The following is a 24,465-nucleotide window of genomic DNA, read 5'->3' on the forward strand; positions in this document are numbered from 1 at the left end:
AAAGAGAAATTGATTATATATTTAAAATTAACCTGAAAAATTGATAAGGCAAATGAGATGATGGTGAGACGTCTGCGGCGCTGGGCCAGTTTCCTCAAGCGCGATATGTTTTTACTCTGGTATGCCTGCCGCGATCCGCGCACGCCGTGGTGGCAAAAAGCCGCCGCCGTGGCGCTGGCCTGTTACGGCATCAGCCCGATCGATCTGGTACCCGATGTGATTCCGCTGTTGGGTCTGATGGATGATGCGGTAATTTTGCCGACCGGTATGATGCTGCTGCTGCGTCTGTTGCCCGCTGACGTGAAGCTGGCGGGGCAACAGCGGCTGGCGGCCCAGCGTGCGAGCGGGAAAAAGCTCGGCGGCGGCTGTTTGCTGCTGGTGATCATCTGGCTGGCGGCAACCGTCTGGCTGCTGCAACGATAGCGGAGCACACATGCACATTACCTTGCGACAAATCGAAGTGTTCAGCGAAGTGTTGAAGAGCGGCTCGACAACGCAGGCCTCACAGGTGCTGGCGCTGTCGCAGTCGGCGGTCAGCGCTGCGCTGGCCGACCTGGAAGGGCAGCTGGGCGTTCAGCTGTTTGATCGCGTGGGCAAACGGCTGGTGGTCAACGAACATGGCCGACTGCTCTATCCGCGCGCCGTGGGGCTGCTGGAACAGGCCACCGAAATCCAACAGCTGTTTCAGGAAGACAACGGGGCAATCCGTATTTCCGCCAGCAGCACCATCGGCAACTATCTGTTACCTGCGATGATGGCGCGTTATCGACGCGATTTTCCACGTTTGCCGCTGGAGCTGAGTGTTGGCAACAGCCAGGATGTGATTCACGCCGTGGCCGATTTTCGCGTTGACGTCGGGCTGATTGAAGGACCCTGTCACGTCAGCGAACTGGTCAGCGAGCCGTGGCTGGAAGATGAGCTGGTGGTATTTGCCGCGCCGGATGCGCCGATTCTGTCAGGCCCGATCACCGCAGAGAGCCTGGGGAGTGCGCCGTGGATCCTGCGCGAACGCGGTTCCGGCACGCGGGAAATCGTCGATTATCTGCTGTTGTCCCATCTGCCGCAGTTCGAGCTGGCGATGGAGCTGGGCAACTCCGAAGCGATCAAGCATGCGGTTCGCCACGGCATGGGCATTAGCTGTTTATCGCGCCGGGTCATTGCCGACCAGCTGGAAGCGGGCACGCTGGTTGAGCTGATGCTGCCGTTTCCCCGGCTGTCGCGCACGCTATATCGCATCCATCATCGGCAGAAACATATATCCAAAGCGCTGAGTCGCTTTCTCTCTTATTGTACCGAAGCGTAAGGCGGCCGGACGGCCGCTAATAATTTCTGCGTCATCATGAACGTAACTTATAACCTCGCGTTATCGCTATACAGAGCGGGATGAGTTGCTACAATCTCGCCTCATTTTTTCTTATAGCAGCGTTTGCACATGCCTGAAGACAAAAAAACAACACAACAACCTGCGCTTCGACGCGAATTAAAAGCGCGTCATTTAACCATGATTGCCATTGGTGGCTCGATTGGCACCGGCCTGTTTGTCGCCTCGGGCGCCACCATTTCCCAGGCTGGCCCCGGCGGCGCGCTGCTCTCTTACGCGCTGATTGGCCTGATGGTCTATTTTCTGATGACCAGCCTTGGCGAACTCGCCGCCTTTATGCCGGTAGCCGGTTCGTTTTCCACCTACGGCTCAAAGTATGTGGAAGAGGGCTTCGGCTTCGCGCTGGGATGGAACTACTGGTACAACTGGGCCGTGACCATTGCGGTAGAGCTGGTCGCCTCACAATTGCTGATGGCCTACTGGTTCCCCGATACCCCCGGCTGGATCTGGAGCGCATTGTTTCTTTGTCTGATGTTCCTGCTTAACTACATCTCGGTAAAAGGATTTGGCGAGGCGGAATACTGGTTCTCGCTGATCAAGGTTGCCACTGTGGTGATTTTTATCGTCATTGGCGTCGCCATGATCCTCGGCATACTGCGCGGTGGCGAACAGGCGGGCTGGCATAACTGGCAGATTGGCGATGCGCCTTTTGCCGGCGGCTTCTCGGCGATGATTGGCGTGGCGATGATCGCCGGCTTTTCATTCCAGGGCACCGAACTGATTGGTATTGCCGCAGGCGAATCGGAAGAGCCGGAAAAAAATATTCCGCGTGCGGTGCGTCAGGTGTTCTGGCGTATCCTGCTGTTTTATATCCTCGCCATTCTGATTATCAGCCTGATTCTGCCTTATACCGATCCTAAATTGCTGCGCAACGACATCAAAGATATCAGCGTCAGCCCGTTTACCCTGGTATTCCAGCATGCTGGCCTGCTTTCTGCTGCGGCGATCATGAACGCGGTAATCCTGACCGCGGTGCTGTCAGCCGGTAACTCCGGCATGTACGCCTCAACGCGTATGCTGTTTACGCTGGCGCGTGAAGGCAAAGCGCCGCGCGTGTTCGCCAAACTTTCCAAAGGCGGCGTGCCGCGTAACGCGCTGTATGCCACCACGGTAGTCGCCGGACTCTGCTTCCTGACCTCCAAATTTGGCAATCAGGATGTCTATTTGTGGCTGCTGAATACGTCAGGCATGACCGGCTTTATCGCCTGGTTGGGCATCGCCATCAGCCACTATCGCTTCCGTCGCGGCTTTGTAAAACAGGGCCACGATCTGGCCAGCCTGCCATACCGTTCGACGCTGTTTCCACTGGGGCCAATTTTCGCCTTCGTGCTTTGCCTGTTGATTACCCTTGGGCAGAATTACCAGGCTTTCCTCGCGGATCGCATTGACTGGTATGGCGTAACCGCGACCTATATTGGTATCCCGCTCTTCCTGATTATCTGGTTTGGCTACAAGCTGGTGCGTAAAACGCGCTTTGTGAAATATAACCAGATGGAGTTTCCTGGCCTCGATCGCTAAGCGATAGCCGTCAGATAAAAGAAAGCACGCCACGGCGTGCTTTTTTTTATCACGGGAGAAAGGGAAAAGAGGGCGGGGCAGTCGGATGCTGCCCCGCAGGCTCAGCCAAACAGATGGCTGGCGTGGAAACGCAGATGATCTTCAATCACGCTGGCGATGAAGTAATAGCTGTGGTCATAACCGGGCTGAATGCGCACGGTCAGTGGATAGCCCATTTCTTCAGCCACCTGTTGCAGGCGTTCAGGATGCAGCTGGTCAGCCAGAAACTGATCGCTGTCGCCCTGATCGATCAGCATCGGCACCTGCTGTTGCGCCTGACGCATCAACCAGCAGCTGTCATATTGCAGCCATTGTGAACGATCGTCGCCAAGATAGTGGCTAAAGGCTTTGATTCCCCAGGGCACATCGCACGGATTCACAATCGGTGCCAGCGCGGAAGCGGAGGTAAAACGCTCCGGGTTACGCAGCGCCAGCATCAGCGCGCCGTGGCCGCCCATCGAGTGTCCGGCAATCGCCGCCCGCTTGCCGACGTTAAAATTGTTGGCAATCAGCGCAGGCAGCTCTTCGCTGATGTAATCATACATCCGGTAATGACGATCCCAGGGTGCCTGAGTGGCATTGAGGTAAAACCCGGCGCCTTTGCCAAGGTCGTAGCCGTCGTCGTCCGCCACGTCATCACCGCGCGGGCTGGTATCGGCCATCACCAGCACAATGCCCAGCTCTGCCGCCACGCGCTGCGCGCCCGCTTTGGTGGTGAAGTTCTCATCATTGCAGGTCAGCCCGGAGAGGACATAGAGCACCGGCGGTGGCGCGTCACTCTTCGGCTCCGGCAGAAAGATGCTGAAGGTCATGGTGCAGTTCAGCACCGGCGAAGCGTGCTGATAGCGCTGCTGCCAGCCGCCAAACAGGCGATGCTCTTCCAGTAATTCCAGCGTCGATGGCATGCTCTCTTCCTTATGATTGGGTGAAATGCACCACGGAACGGATTGACTTGCCATCGTGCATCAGGTCAAAGGCGTCGTTGATCTCTTCCAGCGGCATGTTGTGGGTAATAAAGTCGTTGAGCTGGAATTTACCGTCGAGGTAATCCTGGACGATGCCCGGCAGCTGCGAACGGCCTTTCACGCCGCCAAATGCGGATCCGCGCCAGACGCGACCGGTCACCAGCTGGAAAGGACGCGTCGAAATCTCTTCGCCTGCACCCGCTACACCGATGATCACCGATTCGCCCCAGCCCTTGTGGCAGCACTCCAGCGCCGAACGCATCACGTTCACGTTGCCGATACACTCAAAAGAGAAATCCACGCCGCCGTCGGTCATCTCAATAATCACTTCCTGAATCGGCTTGTCGTAATCCTTTGGATTGACCAGGTCGGTCGCGCCCAGCTTGCGTGCCAAATCGAACTTGCTGGTGTTGATATCGATAGCGATGATACGGCCCGCTTTGGCCATTTTCGCGCCGATCACCGCGGAGAGACCGATGCCGCCGAGACCAAAAATGGCCACGGTATCGCCTTCTTTCACTTTGGCCGTGTTCATCACCGCGCCCATGCCGGTGGTCACGCCACAGCCGAGCAGGCACACTTCTTCCAGCGGCGCCTCTTTGCTGATTTTCGCCAGCGAGATTTCCGGAATTACGGTGTATTCAGAGAAAGTAGAGGTGCCCATATAGTGGAAAATCGGTTTACCGTCTTTATAGAAGCGTGTGGTGCCGTCGGGCATCAATCCTTTGCCCTGCGTGGTGCGAATCGCCTGGCACAGGTTGGTTTTGCCAGACAGACAATACTTACACTTGCCGCATTCCGGGGTATAAAGCGGAATCACATGATCGCCAACCTCAACGCTGGTAACGCCTTCGCCAACGGCTTCCACAATACCCCCGCCTTCGTGGCCGAGAATGGCCGGAAATACGCCTTCCGGATCTTTACCAGACAGCGTGTAGGCATCGGTATGGCAGACGCCGGTGGCAACGATGCGCACCAGCACTTCGCCTTTTTGCGGTGGCATCAGATCAACTTCTTCAATTTTCAGCGGCTCACCAGCGGCCCAGGCAACGGCGGCACGGGTTTTAATCATTTCCATTTTATAATCCTCTTTATGGCGTGATGCAGATGAGTGCTCACCTGCCCAGTTTTGGGTTACTCGTGTGTCGGTAACGGATGCATTAATTCGTCGTTTTCAGGCTTGTCATCAAACTGCTCAATAATTAGGTATTTCAGTGCTTCCACGTTGGCGGTGAACGCGTCGCGGCGCCAGATCAGCCAGGTGCTGGATTGATGCAACGGCGGTGGCAGGGGATGCACACGCAGACGATCGCGATCCGGCATCAGCGCCAGCACCGAGCGGGTCATCATTGCCAGCCCGCCACCGGCCGCCACGCAGGCCATCATGGCGTGATAAGACTGAATTTCAGTCACGCCCGCGGGCTGTACGCCAGCGTCACGAAACCACGCCTCCAGCCGCTGGCGATAAGAGCAGCTACTGCCAAAGGCAAACAGCATGTCGTGCCGTGCATCCTGTGGACTCAGCACCGGCGCATGATCGGCGCTGGTCACCAGAACCATCTGCTCGTGATAAGAGATGCAGCCGTTCAGCTCATCGTAGTGCACCGGACCATCGACCAGCGCCGCCGCCAGCGTGCCTTCGCGCACTTTGGCGATAATCTCGCCGGAGGTGCCGGTGACCAGCGAGAGCGCCACCGTGGGATAGCGCTGATGAAACGACGCCAGCAGGCCTGGCAGACGGGTGGCGGCGGTGCTTTCCATGGCGCCAAGATGAAACGGCCCGCCGGGCTCACCGGCGCGCGCCATATTCAGCGCCTCGTCGCTCAGCGCCAGGATACGCTGTGCATAGTTCAGAAAGTTATGTCCCATGGGAGAAAGGCGCAGCCGCTGCTTCTCACGAATAAACAGATCGGTGCCAATCTCCTCTTCCAACTGGCGCAGGCGCGTGGTGAGATTAGACGGCACGCGATGCAGCAATTCTGCGGAGCGCGCCAGCGAGCCAGTTTCCGCTACGGAACAGAACATGCGCAGCTGTACAAAATCCATCTATTCTCTCCGCGTGAGCAAGTTTGTCTTAATTATTCACTTTAAGAGATTTTAACCGCCATGCATGATGCTGGCAATGATTAATCTTAGCGGGTCATCACCAGACGGCGCGCAGGCAGGAGCAGAGGATGACAATAAAAGTGGCGTTGAGCGCTTTTTTATCGTTGATGGTGGCGATGGGAATAGGGCGCTTTGCCTATACGCCGCAGGTGCCATTGATGATCGCCGAACATCAGCTGACGCTGACCAGCGCCAGCGTGGTGGCGGCCATCAACTATCTCGGTTACCTGTGTGGTTCCTGGGATGCCATGCGCGCGAAAACGCGGGTCGAGTGGCGATTGCACGTCGGCATCTGGGCCGCGGTGCTGCTGACATTACTTTCAGCCGTGGCGCAACACGCGTGGCTGCATGGCCTGCTGCGGTTTTTACTCGGCTGCGCCAGCGGTTGGGTGATGGTCTTGATCGCCGCCTGGAGCAATGAACAGCTGCTTTCGCAGGGACGTGTTCGTCTGGCGGTAGCGGTGTTTGCCGGGCCGGGCATTGGCATCTTTGTCAGCGGCATGCTGGCGGTGCTATTACACGCCTGGGGCGTTAGCGCCGCCGTTGCCTGGCTGGCGTATGGTGTCATGGCGCTGCTGCTGATGGCAGGCATCGTGCGCTTCCTGCCACGCCGCGGCGAGCTACACCGGCCCGAGCAGCACCCTGCGCCGCTACAACTGAACGGGAATCTGAAAAAGCTGGTGCTGAGCTACAGCCTGGCGGGATTTGGTTATATTTTGCCCGCAACTTTTCTGTCGCAGATGGCCGCCAGCCGCTTTCCCGGCAGCAACGTCGCGCAGTTTGTCTGGCCGTTGTTTGGCGGCGCCGCGGCAGTGGGTATTCTGCTCGGCATTCTTACCCGCCATCGTGGGCTGACGCATCGTCGACTGGCGGTAACCCTGTGGCTGCAGGCGTTGGGCGTTTTCGCCGCCGATCTGCTGCCGGGTTTTGCCGGTCTACTCACCGGCGCGCTGCTGGTGGGCGGCGGCTTTCTCAACGTGGTACCGCTGGCGTTGCAGTGCGGCCGCGAGCTGGCACCGGCACATAGCCGCTATCTCGCCGGGCTGTTAACCACCGGTTACGCCATCGGCCAGCTGGGTGGTCCGCTGGTCTCCTCGATCTCCACGCTGCTCACTCACCGGCTGGAACCGGCACTCTATGTTGCCGGGGCAGGGCTGGTGCTGGCTGGCGCGCTGGTGTGGCGGCGTACGGCATGAAAAGGTTTCATCGCCGATTGGATCGATTGCTGGATAATGCCGGTCGACTGCTTCACAATATGGCCGACAATTTTGGCCCGTCGGTGTACCCGGCGTGAGCATTACCTGCCGGAGAAGACATCAATGACAATCTTAAGCCGTGAAGCTGCCCTGGTTCATGAGACGCTGCTGGCTCGCGGCCTCGAGACCCCGTTGCGCGCGCCTGCCCGTGATATGGATGACGAAACCCGCAAGCAGCTGATTGCCGGGCATATGACGGAAATCATGCAGCTGCTCAATCTCGATCTGGAAGATGACAGCCTGATGGAAACGCCGCATCGCATCGCAAAAATGTATGTTGATGAAGTGTTTTCAGGCCTCGATTACGCTAACTTTCCTAAAATCACCCTGATTGAAAACAAAATGAAAGTGGATGAGATGGTGACGGTGCGTGATATCACGCTGACCAGCACCTGCGAACACCATTTTGTGATCATTGATGGCAAAGCGACCGTGGCTTACATTCCAAAAGACAAGGTGATCGGCCTGTCGAAAATCAACCGTATCGTGCAGTTCTTTGCCCAGCGCCCACAGGTGCAGGAGCGGCTGACGCAGCAGGTGCTGATCGCGCTGCAAACGTTGCTGGGCACCAATAACGTGGCGGTGTCGATTGATGCGGTGCATTACTGCGTGAAAGCGCGCGGCGTAAAAGATGCCACCAGCGCCACCACCACCACGTCGCTTGGCGGCCTGTTTAAATCGAGCCAGAACACGCGTCAGGAATTTTTACGCGCCGTACGCCATAGTTAAGCAACGGCGTAAAACGGAGGCCGCGCATGGTTCGCTATCATCAGCTGGATTTTATTCGCGGCCTCGCTATCCTGGGCATTCTGCTGCTCAATATCAATGCGTTTGGCCTGCCCGATGCGGCCTATATCAATCCCGGCTGGAACGGCACGCCTTCACTGCGCGACAGCTGGACCTGGGCGATCCTGGACTGGCTGGCACAGCTTAAATTCCTCACCTTATTTGCCCTGTTGTTTGGCGCCGGCTTGCAACTTCAGCTGTCGCGCGGCTCCGGCTGGCTACAGGCGCGACTGAGCTGGCTGCTGCTGTTTGGCTTTGCGCATGGCGTATTGCTGTGGACCGGCGATATCCTGCTTGATTACGCGCTGGTGGGACTGGTGGTCTGGCGCATTATTCGCGACGTTCCATCTTCGCGCACTTTGCTCAATACCGGCATTCTGCTCTATCTGGTAGGCGTCGGCGTGCTGCTGGTGTTTGGTTCAATTTCGCAGCATGAGCCGGGTACATCCTGGCTGCCAGGTGTGGCAAATATTCAGTATGAAACCCAGTGGAAACTCTCCGGCGGCTGGCTGGCGGTCGAAAATCGCCTGGAGCATCTCTCGTCCGGCCTGATGGCGCTGGCGTCACAGTATGGCTGGCAGCTGGCTGGCACCATGATGATTGGCGCCGCGCTGATGCGCAATGGCTGGCTACAGGGCCAGTTCAGCGTACAGCATTATCGCCGCGCTGCGCTGTGGTTGACCGCGGCAGGCTGGCTGATTGAGTTGCCGGCGGTGGCGTTGCAATGGCATCTGCAGTGGGAATTTCGCTGGACGGCGTTTTATCTGCAGGCACCGCGCGATCTCGCCAGCCCGTTACAGAGCCTGGGTTATGCCGCGTTATGCTACGGCTTCTGGCCGCAGATCTCCCGCTGGCAGTTGAGCCAGGCAATCGGCAAAGTCGGCCGCATGGCGCTGAGTAATTACCTGCTACAGACGCTGATCTGTACCACCTTATTTTACCGTTTTGGCCTGTTCATGCAGTTTGACCGCCTGGAGCTGCTGGCTATCGTGCCGGTTATCTGGCTGATTAATATCCTCTTCTCACTGCTCTGGCTGCGCTTTTTTGCCCAGGGACCGGTGGAATGGCTGTGGCGACAGCTTACCCAACTTTCCGCCCGTAAACGCCAGCTCTCTCCTCGCAACTGATAATGACCGGCATCACAAAGGTTACAGAATTGTATGTAACCGCTTTCAGTGATGTGACCTGATTCACGCTGCGCGGCGGCGGAGCCTGTCAGAATAGGGTAAAGCCTACTTTCTGGTGTCCTATGCATATGCCTTTTTCCTTCAGTGGTGATCAATCATGATCACAATTCGTGATGTAGCACGTCAGGCCGGCGTATCAGTGGCAACGGTGTCGCGCGTTCTCAACCACAGCAGCGCGGTGACGCCGGAGACGCGGGAATCGGTACAGCAGGCGGTGGCTCAGCTCGGCTATCGCCCTAACGCCAACGCCCAGGCGCTGGCCACTCAGGTCAGCGACACCATCGGCGTGGTGGTGATGGATGTTTCCGATCCCTTCTTCGGCGCGCTGGTTAAGGCAGTGGACAACGTTGCGCAGCAGGTCTCCAAGCACACGCTCATTACTAATTCCTGGCACCAGGAAGAGAAGGAGCGTCATGCCATCGAAGTGTTGATTCGGCAGCGCTGCAACGCGCTTATTGTGCACGCGAAAACGCTTTCAGACGCCGAGCTGGCTGAATTCATGGATCAGGTGCCCGGCATGGTGCTGATTAACCGTGTGGTACCCGGCTATGCGCATCGCTGCGTCTGTCTGGATAACATCAGTGGCGCGCTGAGCGCTACGCGCATGCTGTTACAGCAGGGCCATCAGCGCATCGGTTTCCTTGGCTCCAGCCATATCATTGAAGATAACGCGCAGCGCCGTGAAGGCTGGCGTCAGGCGATGCACGAGCATCAGTTGACGCCGCCAGAGGCCTGGGTGGCGCACGGCGAGCCTGATATGCAGGGCGGAGAAGCGGCGATGGTTGAGCTACTGGGACGTAATCTGCATCTCACGGCGATTTTTGCTTACAACGACAGCATGGCGGCTGGCGCACTTACCGCGCTGAAAGATAACGGTATTCAAGTGCCACAGCACTGCTCGGTGATTGGCTTCGATGACATTCCTATTTCTCGTTACACCGATCCACAGCTTACCACCGTGCGCTATCCCATTGTTTCTATGGCAAAACTGGCGACGGAGCTGGCGCTGAAAGGGGCGGCTGGTGAGCTTGATCCTCACGCTCAGCACTGCTTTATGCCGACGCTGGTGCGCCGTCATTCAGTGGCGGCACGGCAAAATGTGGAGCCGGTCACTAATCCGAGCGAATCATCCATGTAACCGTTTTCAATCTGTGAACAGATTCACAGTTAATTAACATGCTGCTCACTATGATGACAGCGTCTTATCGAACTGAAACATAATGTAACGCAGCAAATCCCCCCCTTGCTGCTGTTTTGGTCTCGCTATAACAGGGTTCACTTCTTACAGGACGCGTCATCGAACACGGAAGTCACGATTTTTGACTTGGCAATATGGCGGCGTTGCCTAACACGCAAACGTTAACATTGTTTTTAACCGATAGCCCGAGCGAGATGGCCACAGAGCGATGCGCTGGGCCACGTAATACCCTGCATAAACCCGGAGATACCATGAATAAGAAGGTTTTCACCCTCACAGCACTGGTTGCCAGCATGATGTTTGGTGCCACCGCACACGCAGCAGATACCCGTATCGGCGTTACCATCTACAAATACGATGATAACTTCATGTCGATGGTACGTAAGGACATTGAGAAAGAAGCGAAAACCCTGGGTGGCATTCAGCTGCTGATGAATGACTCACAAAACGATCAGTCCAAACAGAACGACCAGATCGATGTGCTGATGGCAAAAGGCGTGAAGGCGCTGGCAATTAACCTGGTGGATCCGGCGGCAGCGGCGGTAGTGGTTGATAAAGCGCGCAGCAACGACGTGCCAATCGTGTTCTTCAACAAAGAGCCGAACGCGAAAGTGCTGGCCAGCTATGACAAAGCTTACTACGTGGGTACCGATTCTAAAGAGTCCGGCATTATCCAGGGCCAGCTGATCGAGAAACACTGGAAATCAACGCCAGCGTGGGATCTGAACAAAGATGGCACCATCCAGTTCGTGCTGCTGAAAGGCGAGCCGGGTCATCCGGATGCTGAAGCGCGTACCAAATATGTTATCGATACGCTGAACAAAGATGGCCTGAAAACCCAGCAGCTGGCGATGGATACCGCAATGTGGGATACCGCGCAGGCTAAAGACAAAATGGACGCCTGGCTCTCTGGTCCAAATGCTAACAAAATCGAAGTGGTTATCGCTAACAACGATGCGATGGCAATGGGTGCAGTAGAAGCGCTGAAATCACACAACAAAACCTCTATTCCGGTGTTTGGTGTGGATGCCCTGCCAGAAGCGCTGGCGTTAGTGAAATCAGGTGCGCTGGCCGGTACCGTGCTGAACGATGCGGCTAACCAGGCAAAAGCGACGCTGGATATGGCGAAAAACCTGGCGGATGGCAAAGAAGCCACTGCGGGTACTAACTTTAAAGTTGAGAATAAAATCGTCCGCGTTCCTTACGTGCCGGTTGATAAAGAAAACCTTTCTCAGTTCACTAAATAAAAGCTGTGGGCGCGGCACTGGCCGCGCTCTTTATTGTGACCTTATGAATTTTTAGCCAGGTAAAATATGGCCAGTGATAATCAGACCGCGCAGCGTGAATTTTTGCTGGAGATGACCGATGTTAATAAGTCATTCCCCGGCGTAAAGGCGTTAGACAACGTCAATTTAAAAGTCAGGCCACACTCTATTCACGCCTTAATGGGTGAAAACGGTGCTGGCAAATCAACGCTTTTGAAATGCCTGTTTGGCATTTATAAGAAAGATTCGGGGAGCATCCTGTTTCAGGGTGAGGAAATCGATTTTACCAGTTCCAAAGAGGCGCTGGAAAACGGCGTGTCGATGGTGCATCAGGAATTAAACCTGGTCTTACAGCGCACGGTGATGGATAACATGTGGCTGGGACGCTATCCGCAAAAAGGATTGTTCGTCGACCAGGATAAAATGTATCGCGATACCAAGGCGATATTTGACGAGCTCGATATTGATATCGATCCACGCGATAAAGTGGGCGTGCTGTCGGTCTCGCAAATGCAGATGATTGAAATCGCCAAGGCGTTTTCTTATAACGCCAAAATCGTGATCATGGATGAGCCAACCTCATCGCTGACGGAAAAAGAGGTCAATCATCTCTTTACCATCATCCGGAAATTAAAAGAGCGTGGCTGTGGCATCGTCTATATCTCGCACAAAATGGAAGAGATCTTCCAGTTGTGTGACGAAATTACGATCCTGCGCGACGGTCAGTGGATTGCCACCCAGCCGCTGGAAGGGCTGGACATGGATAAGATCATCTCCATGATGGTCGGCCGTTCACTGAACCAGCGCTTTCCGGACAAAAGCAACGTGCCGGGCGAAACCATTCTGGAAGTGCGTAATCTGACCTCGCTGCGTCAGCCGTCGATTCGTGATGTCTCCTTTGACCTGCGCAAAGGTGAGATCCTCGGGATTGCCGGACTGGTGGGTGCGAAGCGTACCGACATCGTGGAAACGCTGTTTGGTATCCGTGAGAAGGCGGGCGGTACCATCCGTCTGCACGGCAAGCAGATCAATAACCACAGCGCCAACGAAGCGATCAACCACGGTTTTGCGCTGGTCACCGAAGAACGCCGCTCTACCGGTATTTACGCCTATCTCGATATTGGATTTAACTCGCTTATCTCCAACATCAAGAAATACAAAAACAGTATTGGCCTGCTGGATAACAGCCGTATGAAAAGCGATACCCAATGGGTTATCGATGCCATGCGCGTAAAAACACCGGGACACCATACGTCAATTGGTTCGCTGTCGGGCGGTAACCAGCAGAAAGTTATTATTGGCCGTTGGTTACTGACGCAGCCAGAAATATTGATGCTGGATGAACCTACGCGCGGAATCGACGTCGGCGCCAAGTTTGAAATTTATCAGCTGATTTCTGAACTGGCGAAAAAAGAGAAGGGCATCATCATTATCTCATCCGAAATGCCGGAATTAATCGGTATCACCGACCGTATTCTGGTTATGAGTAATGGTATGGTCGCCGGAATTGTTGACACCAAAACAGCAACGCAGAATGAAATATTGCGTTTAGCCTCACTACACCTTTAAGCAGCAAGGGCTGAAATTACATGAAAGCGACTACTAAAAAGAATGCGCTGACCTGGTTAAAAGAGGGCGGTATTTATGTCGTCCTGCTGGTACTGCTGGCGATTATTATTTTCCAGGATCCGACTTTCCTGAGCCTGATGAATCTGAGTAATATTCTTACCCAATCTTCAGTGCGTATTATTATTGCTCTCGGCGTGGCCGGTCTGATCGTGACGCAGGGTACTGACCTCTCTGCCGGACGTCAGGTAGGTTTAGCGGCGGTGGTAGCGGCAACGCTGCTGCAGTCGATGGAAAATGCCAACAAAGTCTTTCCTGGCATGGATACCCTGCCAATTCCGGTAGTGCTGCTGATCGTTTGTGTGATTGGCGCGTTGATCGGTCTGGTAAACGGCGTCATCATCGCTTACCTGAAGGTGACACCGTTTATCACCACGCTGGGCACGATGATCATCGTTTACGGCATCAACTCACTCTATTACGACTTCGTCGGTGCATCGCCTATCGCGGGTTTTGACAGCGGCTTCTCCACCTTTACTCAGGGCTTCCTGCGTTTTGGTGACTTCAAGCTGTCGTACATCACCTTCTATGCGATTTTTGCCATTCTGTTTGTCTGGATCCTGTGGAACAAAACCCGCTTTGGTAAAAACATTTTTGCCATCGGTGGTAACCCGGAAGCGGCTAAGGTCTCCGGCGTTAATGTTAACTTCAACCTGATCCTGGTGTATGCCCTGTCTGGCGTGTTCTATGCGTTCGGCGGCATGCTGGAAGCGGGCCGTATTGGCAGCGCCACCAACAACCTCGGCTTTATGTATGAGCTGGATGCTATCGCGGCTTGCGTCGTGGGCGGCGTTTCCTTCGCCGGTGGCGTGGGTACGGTTGCAGGCGTGGTTACCGGTGTGCTGATCTTCACCGTTATCAACTACGGTTTGACCTACATCGGCGTTAACCCTTACTGGCAGTACATCATTAAAGGCGGCATCATCATTTTCGCCGTTGCGCTGGATTCACTGAAATATTCACGTAAAAAGTAATCTCATCGCACCACAAAAAACGGGCCTGATGGCCCGTTTTTTTATGCATAATTTTTATTGCTGTTGCTGTTGCTGTTGCTGTTGCTGTATTTCCAGCAGCTGTTCTGGCGTCACCGCCGGGTAGCTTTGCGCATCTTCCGGCACCTGGTGCTGGGCCGGTATCGGCACCAGCGGGCCAAGAAACCGCGGTTCGCGCTTCATGATAAACAGATCGGCCAATGCGCCGAGTCGCGCACCGACTTCACGCACGCGCACGTTCAGCATATTTTTCGGCGAGGGCACCGCATAACATTGCGCCTGGATACCCAAATGCAGGGCGATGAACAGCGCACGTTCGCAATGAAAGCGCTGGGTGATAATAATGAAGTCGTTGGTATCGAATACTTTACGTGTGCGCACAATGGAATCCAGCGTGCGGAAGCCCGCATAATCCAGCACGATATCCGCCGGATCGACGCCGCCTTTAATTAAATCGCGACGCATGGTTCTGGGCTCATTGTAGCTTTGCTGGGCGTTATCGCCGCTGAGCAGCAGATAGTTAACCTTGCCGCTGTTATAGGCATTGAGCGCGCCCTGCATGCGATAGAGATAGTACTGATTAAGCACGCCGGTACGATAATATTTTGCCGTGCCGAGCACCACGCCGACCTGACGATGCGGCAGAGACGCGACGTTTTCGAAGATAAAAGGCGCGGTTTTCCAGCTGATCCAGCGATCGAGAGCAAGCGCGGTGATAATCATCAGGGTGATGACGATCAGCAGACCGAGGAGCGCGCGTTTAATCATGCTTTACCGCATCGAGGGGAAGAAAAATTCAGTGTCTGCAAGGCTACTTGAGCGGCCTGGCTGAAGCAAGTGCAGCGCCGCTGGCCGTTGTTATTTTAGGCGATGCCGGGCGCAGCGCACCCGGCAACACGCACCACGGTTAAATCGAGGTGCGGCGATAGTTACGGTATTGTGGCAGCCAGAAGTTGCTGGCGATCGAACGTGACAGCACATCTTCTGAGGTGACCACGGCCACACCCGCCAGCTGAGCCGCTTTGCCCACCGCCATCGCAATCAGCTTGGACACGCCCTGAATATCTTTGATCTCCGGCAGCACCGGACCCTGGCCTTCGTTGGCCAGCGGTGAACAGTCAGCCAGCGTACGGCTGGCGGCCATCAGCATGCTGTCGGTCACGCGGGTTGCGCCTGATGCGATCACGCCAAGGCCGATGCCAGGGAAGATATAGGAGTTGTTGCACTGGGCGATCGGATAGATTTTATCCTTCCAGCTTACCGGAGAAAACGGGCTGCCGGTGGCGACCAGCGCGGCACCGTCGGTCCACGCCAGAATGTCGGCTGGCGTCGCCTCAACGCGTGAAGTGGGGTTAGAGAGCGGCATGACGATCGGGCGTGCGCAATGCTTGTGCATTTCACGGATAATCTCTTCGCTGAACAGGCCTGGCTGGCCGGAGACGCCAATCAGAATATCTGGATGCGCGTTGCGCACCACATCCAGCAGGGAGATGGTGTCGTGGCTGGTATCCCAGCCGCTGAGATTTTCGCTTTTCTGCACCAGCTTGCTCTGGAAGCTCAGCAGGTTAGGCAGTTTGTCGGTCAACAGGCCAAAACGGTCGACCATCATCACGCGTGCGCGCGCTTCATCGTCGCTTAAGCCTTCTGATTTCATCTGCGCGACGATCTGTTCGGCGATACCGCAGCCGGCTGAGCCAGCACCGAGAAACACCACTTTCTGATCGCTTAGCTTGCTGCCTGCCGCACGGCTGGCGGCAATCAGCGTACCCAGCGTCACCGCCGCGGTGCCCTGAATGTCATCGTTGAAGCAGCACACTTCGTCGCGATAGCGCTCCAGCAGCGGCATAGCATTTTTCTGCGCGAAATCTTCAAACTGCAGCAGAACGTTTGGCCAGCGGCTTTTTACTGCCTGAATAAATTCGTTAACGAAATTATCGTACTCTTCACCGGTGATGCGCGGATGACGCCAGCCCATATAAAGCGGGTCATTCAACAGTTGCTGGTTGTTAGTGCCAACATCCAAAACCACAGGCAGAGTGTACGCCGGGCTGATGCCGCCGCATGCGGTATAAAGAGAAAGCTTACCAATAGGAATGCCCATGCCACCAATGCCCTGATCGCCCAGACCAAGAATGCGCTCGCCGTCGGTGACAACAATCACTTTAACATTCTGCTTGGTGGCATTTTGCAGCATATCTTCAATGCTGGCGCGGTTAGGGTAGGAGATAAACAGACCGCGGGCACGACGGTAAATTTCAGAGAAGTGTTCACACGCTGCGCCGACCGTTGGCGTGTAGATGATGGGCATCATCTCTTCCAGATGGTTATCCAGCAGACGATAGAACAGGGTTTCGTTGGTATCCTGAATATTACGCAGGTAAACGTGTTTATCGTTGTTGTTTTTGAAATCCTGGAACTGGCGCCAGGCGCGTTCAGCCTGCTCTTCGATGGTTTCTACGGTTTCCGGCAGCAGGCCATTGAGATTGAAGTCGTTGCGCTCTTCTACGGAGAAGGCACTGCCTTTATTCAATAACGGGAATTCCAACAGAATAGGGCCAGCATAAGGGATATACAGCGAACGTTTACTTTCGTAGTCGAGTTCCATGCAGTGTTTGCTCCATCTCAGACCGGGCTGCGCCGCAACCGTTAGCCTGGATATTGTCAGGGATAATTTGTGTGCCCGATCCTAAGAAAATTCGCGCAGAAGTACAGCTTTTGTTAGCAACGGATAACAAAAGCGATACTTTTTTTACTAAAAAGCGGCATCACGCTTTTGACAGCGCCGCCAGGTGCAGATCGCTACAGCCGAGCATGGCCAGCGTAGCGCGGGTGGCATCATGCTGAACCAGCAGTGCCTGAGGATGCTCAGCCAGAACGGCGCGCTTAATCGCCTGGCCTTCGCCAGCCATATTCATCAGAATCAGCGCCGCCTGCAATGGAGGCAGGCTGGGGTTAAAGGCGGCATTTTCAGCGTAACGGCCGGCATAAATCTTGCCGCTGACGCTTTCCAGCGCTACGCCGCTGTACGCTTTGCTGTAAGGCGCATGGCTGCGGCTGGCAGCTGCGATAGCGGCCTGAGCAAGCGCATCGCCAGCAGGTTGATAACCGTGATCGACCGGGGTCAGCAGGCGCTCATGAATATCAAGATCGCCAGGGCCAAATGAGTCAGGCAGATAGTTCGCCAGCGTGGTAGCCGGACGATTGGGCAGGCTAATGCGCAGCGCGGTGCCGCTGTTCAGTTCATTCATAAACTGACGGCAGTGCCCGCAAGGCGTGTAGTTAACGGTGACGGTTTCCAGCTTCGCTTCATCGTGCAGCCAGGCGTGGGTAATGGCGCTCTGCTCGGCATGAATGGTCTGCTGCATGGTGGTGCCTGCAAATTCCATATTAGCGCCGAAATACCAGCTGCCGCTGGCACCGCGGGCGATGGCACCCACGTTAAAATTCGAGAGCGTGGCCAGCGCACAGGCCGCCGCAAGCGGCAGCAGCGCTAATGCCAGCGCATCAGCATCAAGGCCGGTTTGTTGTTGCAGATCGGCAACCTGCTGCGGTGTTAAGCGGGCAGCAAAATCGTCAGCGGCAAGCACCGGCGCAATTGCCTGCTGTAAGTCGGATGGCAGAGTGGTTAACGCCTGTTGAAATCGTGGGTGCATGAGTGAGTCTCATCAGCAAAGAGGGAAGAGCAATCAGGCGGTTATATGTGATCTAAATCGCGCTATCAATGCAAGATTTGAAACTTGAACAAAGTTTGCGAGATCTCTCGCAAACTTTTAGCCCAACAGCCTTAACAAAAGCGGAAAAAGAAAGGGCGCGAGCAACGAAGTGAGAATGCCGCAAATCACCAGCGCCAGTGAGCTGAATGCGCCTTCCTGATAGTCGAGTTCAGCACAGCGAGCGGTGCCAAGGGCATGCGAGGCATTGCCAATGGCCAGACCGCGCGACGCTTTTGTACGCACCTTAAACAGGTTAAGCAGCATGTGGCCAAACACTGCGCCAAACACTCCGGCGATTAACACGCAGATAGCGCTGATGGCCGGAATGCCGTGCAACGAGGCCGAAATCGCCATCGCAATCGGGGTGGTCACTGATTTGGGAATAATGGTGGCGGCGATTTCCGGCGTTGCCCCCATCCATAACGCGATAGCGGTGCCCGAGGTCATCGCGGTAATACTGCCTATAAAGCAGAGCCCTACAATCGATTTCCAGCGTGCCCTGATCTGTTGCAGCTGCTCATAAAGCGGCAAGGCGAGTGCCACTACCGCAGGTTGTAACAGCTGGTTGAGAATAGCGCTGCCAGCAAAATAGCGGGAATAGGGTATATGCGTGAGCAGCAGAATGGGAATAATGATCGCCATAGAAACCAGCAGCGGGTTAAGCAGCGAAATTTTCAGCGTGGTTGCCAGCTTGCGTGCCAGCCAGAAGGCGCCAAGCGTCAGCGGTAGAGACCACCAGATATCGATCATGGTTTTTCTCCCGGCTCGGCGTGCAGGCGTTGCGAACCCATGCCAACAATGACGATCACCAAAATCGTGCTGACAATGCATGACACCACAATCGGCCCAAACTGAGCGGTAAGTATATCGGTGTAGCTCATCACGCCAACGCTGATCGGCACGAACAGCAGCGCCATATTGCGAATGATGATGTGGCAACCGGGCTTCACCCATTTTACCGGGATGATCTGCACGGTCAGCAGGGTAAACAGCACCAGCATGCCAAGGATACTGCCCGGTATGGTGATCGGCAGCAGCGCGGCGAGACCGTTGCCTGCAAACAGGCAGAGATAGATGATGATAAAGGCGCGAAGGTAATGCCAACAGATCGTAAGTGCCGGGCGCATGACTGGCTCCTGATGTGGTATGTGCTTATCTTACGACGAAAATTCTTAGCGTGCTACAGATCACATTTTTGGGGAGGCGGTCGCCGGGGGCGCTCGTTCCTCAGGCCAGAAAGGCCTTGTTTTGCCCTGGCGCGGGCGGCTTTCAGGCCAACGTCTTTAGGGTCAAGGCCAACGGCCATTTCGTTCTGCCTGAAGGCAGCCCGAGCAGGGCCGGCAGTCGCCCCGGCCCTGCACCCGCGCTATCCGGCAAACACAACCGCCCACTTCGTGGGTGCCCTCAGCAAAAGCGTTTTCCTGACGGACCATGCGCGACGCGCTCCCGGCGCGGCGCTTATTCTCGCCGCCTCCCTGCGGCTCATCCTGGAAAACGCTTTTGCCTCGGCGTTTGTGATGCCTCTAAAAGGTCAAAACCCAATTCACAACCCAAATCAAAATCGAAATGACTCAAACCAAACCTTAAAATCTCATCTGCCTATCTGTCTGGAGATGGATTATGAGATGAGCACAGCTGGTTTGTTTTGCGCGAGATTAACAAAGCCTGAATGTATTGTAGTTTGATATGAAAAGGATTTTCATTTTACAGATTAGTGCGTTTCTGACAGACAGCGTGAACACAGCAGCATCACAGCCATTTAATTGCCGCATCGAAGATGGTTCTGGCAACGCGTGATGTTGGCGTCCATCTCAGTCAAAAATGGATAAGCCCTTTCGGGATGTTCAGCACATGATGATATTTGAGAGGATTGCCAACTTTCAGCTAATCAACCTGATTTATACAACCAAGGCTTCTTCAGCCAGTTATTAGTCACATTGAGTACAGTTCTGGCAGCGAGTGATGTTGGCGGCTATTTCAGCCACAAATGGATAAGCCCTTTCGGGATGTTCAGCACATGATGATATTTGAGAGGATTGCCAACTTTCAGCTAATCAACCTGATTTATACAACCAAGGCTTCTTCAGCCAGTTATTAGTCACATTGAGTACAATTCTGGCAGCGAGTGATGTTGGTGGCCATTTCAGCGACCAATGGATAAGTGCCTTGCGCCACCAGCCGATATGTTCAACGCATTATGATGATCTTTCTTACCAATCATAACGTTTCATCCAATTAAGGCTTCTTCAGCCAGTTATTAGTCACATTGATTACAATTCTGGCAGCGAGTGATGTTGGCGGCTATTTCAGCGACCAATGGGTAAGTGTCTTGCGCCACCAGCCGATATGTTCAACCCATTATGATGATCTTTCTCACCAGTCATAACGTTTCATCCAATTAAGGCTTCTTCAGCCAGTTATTAGTCACATTGAGTACAATTCTGGCAGCGAGTGATGTTGGTGGCCATTTCAGCGACCAATGGATAAGTGCCTTGCGCCACCAGCCGATATGTTCAACGCATTATGATGATCTTTCTTACCAATCATAACGTTTCATCCAATTAAGGCTTCTCAGCCAGTTATTAGTCACATTGAGTACAATTCTGGCAGCGAGTGGTGTCGGCGGCCATTTCAACCACAAATGGATAAGCCCTTTCGGGATGTTCAGCACATGATGATATTTGAGAGGATTGCCAACTTTCAGCTAATCAACCTCATTTATATAACCAAGGCTTCTTCAGCCAGTTATTAGTCACATTGAGTACAATTTTTGCAGCGAGTGGTGTTGGCGGCCATTTCAGCGCCGAGTGGATGAAGCGTTCCAGGACGAGCCGACAGGACGTCGGCGAGAGGGAGGCGCCGCGCCATGGAGGGCGCGTCGCGAGTGGTCCGTCAGGAAGGCTGAAGTAGCGAGGGCACCGCAACGCGGCGATGAAGCTGGCCGAAAGCGCGGGTGCAGGGCCGGGGCGACTGCCGGCCCTGCTCGGGCTGCCTTTAGGCAGAACGAAATGGCCGTTGACCTTAAAGCCCTTGACCTTAAAGCCCTTGACCTTAAAAGCCGCCCGCTTCACGGCAAACCCAGGCCTTTCCGGCCTGAGGAACAACACCAACGCCTTGTGGCGTTTACTTCACCTGCATGCCCGGTGTGGCACCGCTGTCCGCCGACAGCACATACAGATCGGCGCCGCCGGAACCGGCTGAAAGCACCATGCCTTCCGACACGCCGAAGCGCATTTTACGTGGCGCCAGGTTAGCGACAATAATGGTCAGCTTGCCTTCCAGCACCGCGGGATCGGGGTAAGCCGCGCGAATGCCGGAGAAAATCTGCCGCTTCTCACCGCCCAGATCGAGCTGTAAACGCAGCAGCTTGTCTGAGCCTTCCACCAGTTCGGCTTTCTCGATCAGCGCCACGCGCATATCGATTTTGGCAAAATCATCAATGGTGATGGTCTCGCCAATTGGTGCATCCGCCAGCGGACCGCTGACAGCGGGCTGATTAGCCACTGCCGCATCTTCTTTTGAGGCCTCAATCAGCGCCTCGACCTTGTTCATCTCAATGCGGCTGTAGAGCGCTTTAAAGCTGGCGATGCTGTGATCGAGCAGCGGCTGCTGCACGGCATCCCAGCTCAGTTCGCAGTTGAGGAAAGCTTCGGTGCGCTCGGCCAGCGAAGGCAGCACCGGCTTCAGCCAGGTCATCAGCACGCGGAACATATTGATGCCCATGGAGCAGATCGCCTGCAGGTCGGCATCGCGGCCTTCCTGTTTCGCCACTACCCACGGCGCCTGTTCGTCAACATAGCGGTTAGCAACGTCAGCCAGCGCCATAATATCGCGAATGGCCCGGCCATATTCACGCGCCGCCCAGGCTTCGCCAATTTTTTCTGACGCATCGGTGAAGGTTTTAAAGAGCGCAGGATCGGCCAGCTCAGCGGCCAGCTTGCCGTCGAAGCGCTTAGTGATAAAACCGGCATTGCGCGAGGCGAGGTTGACCACTTTGTTGACCACGTCGGCGTTCACACGCTGGACGAAATCTTCCAGGTTAAGGTCGATATCATCAATGCGTGATGAGAGCTTGGCCGCATAGTAATAGCGCAGGCTGTCGGCATCCAGATGCTGCAACCAGGTGCTGGCTTTGATAAAGGTGCCGCGCGATTTCGACATCTTCGCGCCATTTACCGTCACGTAGCCATGCACAAACAGGTTGTTAGGCTTGCGGTAGTTGCTGCCTTCCAGCATCGCTGGCCAGAACAGGCTGTGGAAATAGACGATATCTTTGCCGATAAAGTGATACAGCTCGGTGGTGGAATCTTTATTCCAGAACTCGTCGAAATCGAGGTCGCCGCGCTTGTCACACAGGTTTTTGAACGAGCCCATGTAGCCGATTGGCGCGTCGAGCCAGACATAGAAATATTTGCCTGGCGCATCCGGGATCTCAAAGCCGAAGTAAGGCGCATCGCGGGAAATGTCCCACTGATTGAGGCCAGACTCAAACCACTCCTGCATCTTATTAGCCACCTGATCCTGCAGGGCGCCGGAGCGCGTCCACGCCTGCAGCATGTCGCTGAATGCCGGTAAATCGAAGAAGAAGTGTTCGGAATCACGCATTACCGGCGTTGCGCCGGATACCACTGACTGCGGATTGATCAGCTCGGTTGGGCTATAGGTAGCGCCGCACACTTCACAGTTATCGCCATACTGATCCGGCGATTTACATTTCGGGCAGCTGCCTTTGACGAAGCGATCCGGCAGAAACATGCCTTTTTCCGGATCGTAAAGCTGCGAAATGGTGCGGTTCTTGATGTGGCCGTTGGCCTTCAGGCGCGTGTAAATCTGCTCAGAAAGCACGCGGTTCTCTTCGCCATGGGTCGAATGATAATTGTCATAGCTGATGTTAAAACCGGCGAAGTCAGCCTGATGCTCCTGGCTCATCTCCGCAATCATCTGCTCTGGCGTGATGCCGAGCTGCTGTGATTTCAGCATGATCGGCGTGCCGTGGGCGTCGTCAGCACAGATGAAGTAAACCTGATTGCCGCGCATTCGCTGGTAACGAACCCAAATATCTGCCTGGATATGCTCGAGCATGTGGCCGAGATGGATTGAGCCATTAGCGTACGGCAGGGCGCACGTTACCATTATTTTTTTCGCGACTTGAGTCATAGTTTACGTTGCTTTCTTGTGGTTAAAAAAACGGTCTTAGATGTTACCTGAAAGGCCGTCCCGGCGTAAACAGAGGGTTTGCCAGCGCTTCATTCGGCCAGGCTTCTGATATGATTAGCTGAATGGCGTCATCAGGCTAACAAGAAAACAGAGGAGCAGGGATGAACACTGAATCCCCCCATCATTCACCGGAAACGCTGCGCGCCATGGTTGCCGGCGTTCTCGCCCGTTTTGAACACCCTACGCTGCAGCGCAATCTGATCGTGCTGAAAGCGCTGCACCATGTAGCGCTGCTGGATAATCGGCTGCATGTCGAATTGCTGATGCCGTTTGTCTGGAACGGTGCGTTTGACCAGCTGAAAGAGCAGGTCAGCGCCGATTTGCTGCGCATCACCGGTGCGGGAGCGATCGACTGGCGTCTGCGTCACGATATCGCCACGCTGAAGCGGGTCAAAGATCAGCCAGGCGCTAATGGTGTAAAAAACATTATCGCCGTCAGCTCCGGCAAAGGCGGCGTGGGCAAATCCACGACGGCGGTGAACATGGCGCTGGCGCTGGCAGCCGAAGGCGCGCGCGTGGGCCTGCTGGATGCTGATATCTACGGCCCATCGGTGCCGAGCATGTTGGGCACTGACGATCAGCGTCCTTCTTCGCCCGACGGGAAACACATGGCGCCGATCATGGCGCACGGTCTGGCCACTAACTCCATCGGTTATCTGGTCACCGACGATAACGCCATGGTGTGGCGCGGGCCCATGGCCAGCAAGGCGCTGATGCAGCTGCTGAACGAAACGCTGTGGCCGGAACTCGATTATCTGGTGCTGGATATGCCGCCAGGCACCGGCGATATCCAGCTGACGCTGGCGCAGAACGTGCCGGTCACCGGCGCGGTGATCATCACTACGCCGCAGGATATAGCGCTGCTCGACGCGCGCAAGGGCATTGTGATGTTTGAGAAGGTCAATGTGCCGGTGCTGGGCGTGGTGGAAAACATGAGCATGCATATTTGCAGCAACTGCGGCCATCAGGAGGCGATATTTGGCAGCGGCGGTGCAGAGAAGCTGGCTGAACAGTACCATACGCGCCTGCTCAGCCAGCTGCCGCTGCACATCCAGCTGCGTGAAGATCTGGATGCCGGTGAACCCACAGTGATCCGCGATCCGCACGGGGAATTTACCGCCCGCTATCGTCAGCTGGCCGGTGCGGTGGCCGCGCAGCTTTACTGGCAGGGTGAGGTGATTCCGGGCGATATCGCCTTCCGCGCCCTGTAAGATCT

At 55.2% G+C, this 24,465-nt stretch carries 20 protein-coding genes; 11 read left to right on the forward strand and 9 right to left on the reverse strand.

Annotation, left to right across the window (positions count from 1 at the left end; translation table 11 throughout):
• The first annotated feature begins 57 nt into the window (after positions 1-57).
• The 3 genes from ACJY2L_RS09710 (at position 58) to ACJY2L_RS09720 (ending at position 2,899) form a co-directional block, all read left to right on the forward strand.
• Positions 58-423, forward strand: coding sequence for a YkvA family protein (locus ACJY2L_RS09710; RefSeq protein ID WP_067432253.1), 366 nt, complete (start codon positions 58-60; stop codon positions 421-423).
• 10 nt (positions 424-433) lie between these two features.
• Positions 434-1,303, forward strand: a complete 870-nt coding sequence (gene yieE, locus ACJY2L_RS09715; protein WP_439212405.1) for a DNA-binding transcriptional regulator YeiE — start codon at positions 434-436, stop codon at positions 1,301-1,303.
• A gap of 129 nt (positions 1,304-1,432) precedes the next feature.
• Entirely contained in the window at positions 1,433-2,899 is a 1,467-nt protein-coding gene (locus ACJY2L_RS09720) for an amino acid permease (RefSeq protein ID WP_439212404.1), read from the forward strand.
• Positions 2,900-3,000: 101 nt separating this feature from the next.
• On the opposite strand, the gene fghA is transcribed toward ACJY2L_RS09720, so the two are convergent.
• Genes fghA through ptrR form a run of 3 tightly spaced genes read right to left on the reverse strand, consistent with a single transcriptional unit; the run spans position 3,001 to position 5,949 of the window.
• On the reverse strand, positions 3,001-3,843 hold the full coding sequence (gene fghA / locus ACJY2L_RS09725; protein WP_439212403.1) for an S-formylglutathione hydrolase: 843 nt from the start codon (positions 3,841-3,843) through the stop codon (positions 3,001-3,003).
• 10 nt (positions 3,844-3,853) lie between these two features.
• Entirely contained in the window at positions 3,854-4,981 is a 1,128-nt protein-coding gene (locus ACJY2L_RS09730; RefSeq protein ID WP_439212402.1) for an S-(hydroxymethyl)glutathione dehydrogenase/class III alcohol dehydrogenase, read from the reverse strand.
• A gap of 56 nt (positions 4,982-5,037) precedes the next feature.
• Entirely contained in the window at positions 5,038-5,949 is a 912-nt protein-coding gene (gene ptrR, locus ACJY2L_RS09735; RefSeq protein ID WP_439212401.1) for a putrescine utilization regulator PtrR, read from the reverse strand.
• Positions 5,950-6,077: 128 nt separating this feature from the next.
• On the opposite strand from ptrR, the gene ACJY2L_RS09740 reads away from it, so the two are divergent.
• The 7 genes from ACJY2L_RS09740 (at position 6,078) to mglC (ending at position 14,301) form a co-directional block, all read left to right on the forward strand.
• Positions 6,078-7,205, forward strand: a complete 1,128-nt coding sequence (locus tag ACJY2L_RS09740; RefSeq protein WP_439212400.1) for a YbfB/YjiJ family MFS transporter — start codon at positions 6,078-6,080, stop codon at positions 7,203-7,205.
• Between the two features lie 123 nt (positions 7,206-7,328).
• A complete protein-coding gene (folE, locus tag ACJY2L_RS09745) occupies positions 7,329-7,994 on the forward strand; it encodes a GTP cyclohydrolase I FolE (protein ID WP_187485674.1) in 666 nt (221 codons plus the stop codon).
• A gap of 26 nt (positions 7,995-8,020) precedes the next feature.
• Entirely contained in the window at positions 8,021-9,178 is a 1,158-nt protein-coding gene (gene yeiB, locus ACJY2L_RS09750) for a DUF418 domain-containing protein YeiB (protein WP_439212399.1), read from the forward strand.
• 157 nt (positions 9,179-9,335) lie between these two features.
• Positions 9,336-10,376 (forward strand): HTH-type transcriptional regulator GalS, encoded by a 1,041-nt coding sequence (gene galS / locus ACJY2L_RS09755; RefSeq protein ID WP_439212398.1) that lies wholly within the window; start codon positions 9,336-9,338, stop codon positions 10,374-10,376.
• Between the two features lie 311 nt (positions 10,377-10,687).
• Positions 10,688-11,683 carry a galactose/glucose ABC transporter substrate-binding protein MglB gene (mglB, locus tag ACJY2L_RS09760; RefSeq protein ID WP_067432225.1) on the forward strand — a complete coding sequence of 332 codons (996 nt, stop codon included), beginning with the start codon at positions 10,688-10,690 and terminating at the stop codon, positions 11,681-11,683.
• A gap of 66 nt (positions 11,684-11,749) precedes the next feature.
• The gene (gene mglA / locus ACJY2L_RS09765) at positions 11,750-13,270 is read left to right on the forward strand and encodes a galactose/methyl galactoside ABC transporter ATP-binding protein MglA (RefSeq protein WP_067432222.1); all 1,521 of its coding nucleotides are present in this window, start codon (positions 11,750-11,752) and stop codon (positions 13,268-13,270) included.
• Between the two features lie 20 nt (positions 13,271-13,290).
• The gene (gene mglC / locus ACJY2L_RS09770; RefSeq protein ID WP_067432219.1) at positions 13,291-14,301 is read left to right on the forward strand and encodes a galactose/methyl galactoside ABC transporter permease MglC; all 1,011 of its coding nucleotides are present in this window, start codon (positions 13,291-13,293) and stop codon (positions 14,299-14,301) included.
• A 54-nt stretch (positions 14,302-14,355) separates the two neighbouring features.
• On the opposite strand, the gene sanA is transcribed toward mglC, so the two are convergent.
• The 6 genes from sanA to metG form a co-directional block, all read right to left on the reverse strand.
• Positions 14,356-15,087, reverse strand: a complete 732-nt coding sequence (gene sanA, locus ACJY2L_RS09775; RefSeq protein ID WP_439212397.1) for an outer membrane permeability protein SanA — start codon at positions 15,085-15,087, stop codon at positions 14,356-14,358.
• 139 nt (positions 15,088-15,226) lie between these two features.
• Positions 15,227-16,924: an NAD-dependent malic enzyme gene (locus tag ACJY2L_RS09780; RefSeq protein WP_439212396.1), complete on the reverse strand. Its 1,698-nt coding sequence runs from the start codon at positions 16,922-16,924 to the stop codon at positions 15,227-15,229.
• A gap of 160 nt (positions 16,925-17,084) precedes the next feature.
• Positions 17,085-17,972, reverse strand: coding sequence for a cytidine deaminase (gene cdd, locus ACJY2L_RS09785; protein ID WP_439212395.1), 888 nt, complete (start codon positions 17,970-17,972; stop codon positions 17,085-17,087).
• A 117-nt stretch (positions 17,973-18,089) separates the two neighbouring features.
• On the reverse strand, positions 18,090-18,782 hold the full coding sequence (locus ACJY2L_RS09790) for a CidB/LrgB family autolysis modulator (protein ID WP_439212394.1): 693 nt from the start codon (positions 18,780-18,782) through the stop codon (positions 18,090-18,092).
• Positions 18,779-19,159, reverse strand: a complete 381-nt coding sequence (locus ACJY2L_RS09795; RefSeq protein WP_439212393.1) for a CidA/LrgA family protein — start codon at positions 19,157-19,159, stop codon at positions 18,779-18,781. The genes ACJY2L_RS09790 and ACJY2L_RS09795 overlap by 4 nt, the downstream gene beginning before the upstream one ends.
• Before the next feature lie 1,996 nt (positions 19,160-21,155).
• Positions 21,156-23,189 carry a methionine--tRNA ligase gene (gene metG / locus ACJY2L_RS09800; RefSeq protein WP_439212392.1) on the reverse strand — a complete coding sequence of 678 codons (2,034 nt, stop codon included), beginning with the start codon at positions 23,187-23,189 and terminating at the stop codon, positions 21,156-21,158.
• Positions 23,190-23,350: 161 nt separating this feature from the next.
• On the opposite strand from metG, the gene apbC reads away from it, so the two are divergent.
• A complete protein-coding gene (apbC, locus tag ACJY2L_RS09805; protein ID WP_439212391.1) occupies positions 23,351-24,460 on the forward strand; it encodes an iron-sulfur cluster carrier protein ApbC in 1,110 nt (369 codons plus the stop codon).
• Positions 24,461-24,465: the final 5 nt, after the last annotated feature.

The organism is Duffyella sp. Ts4 (assembly GCF_051851875.1).
GTDB lineage: Bacteria > Pseudomonadota > Gammaproteobacteria > Enterobacterales > Enterobacteriaceae > Duffyella > Duffyella gerundensis.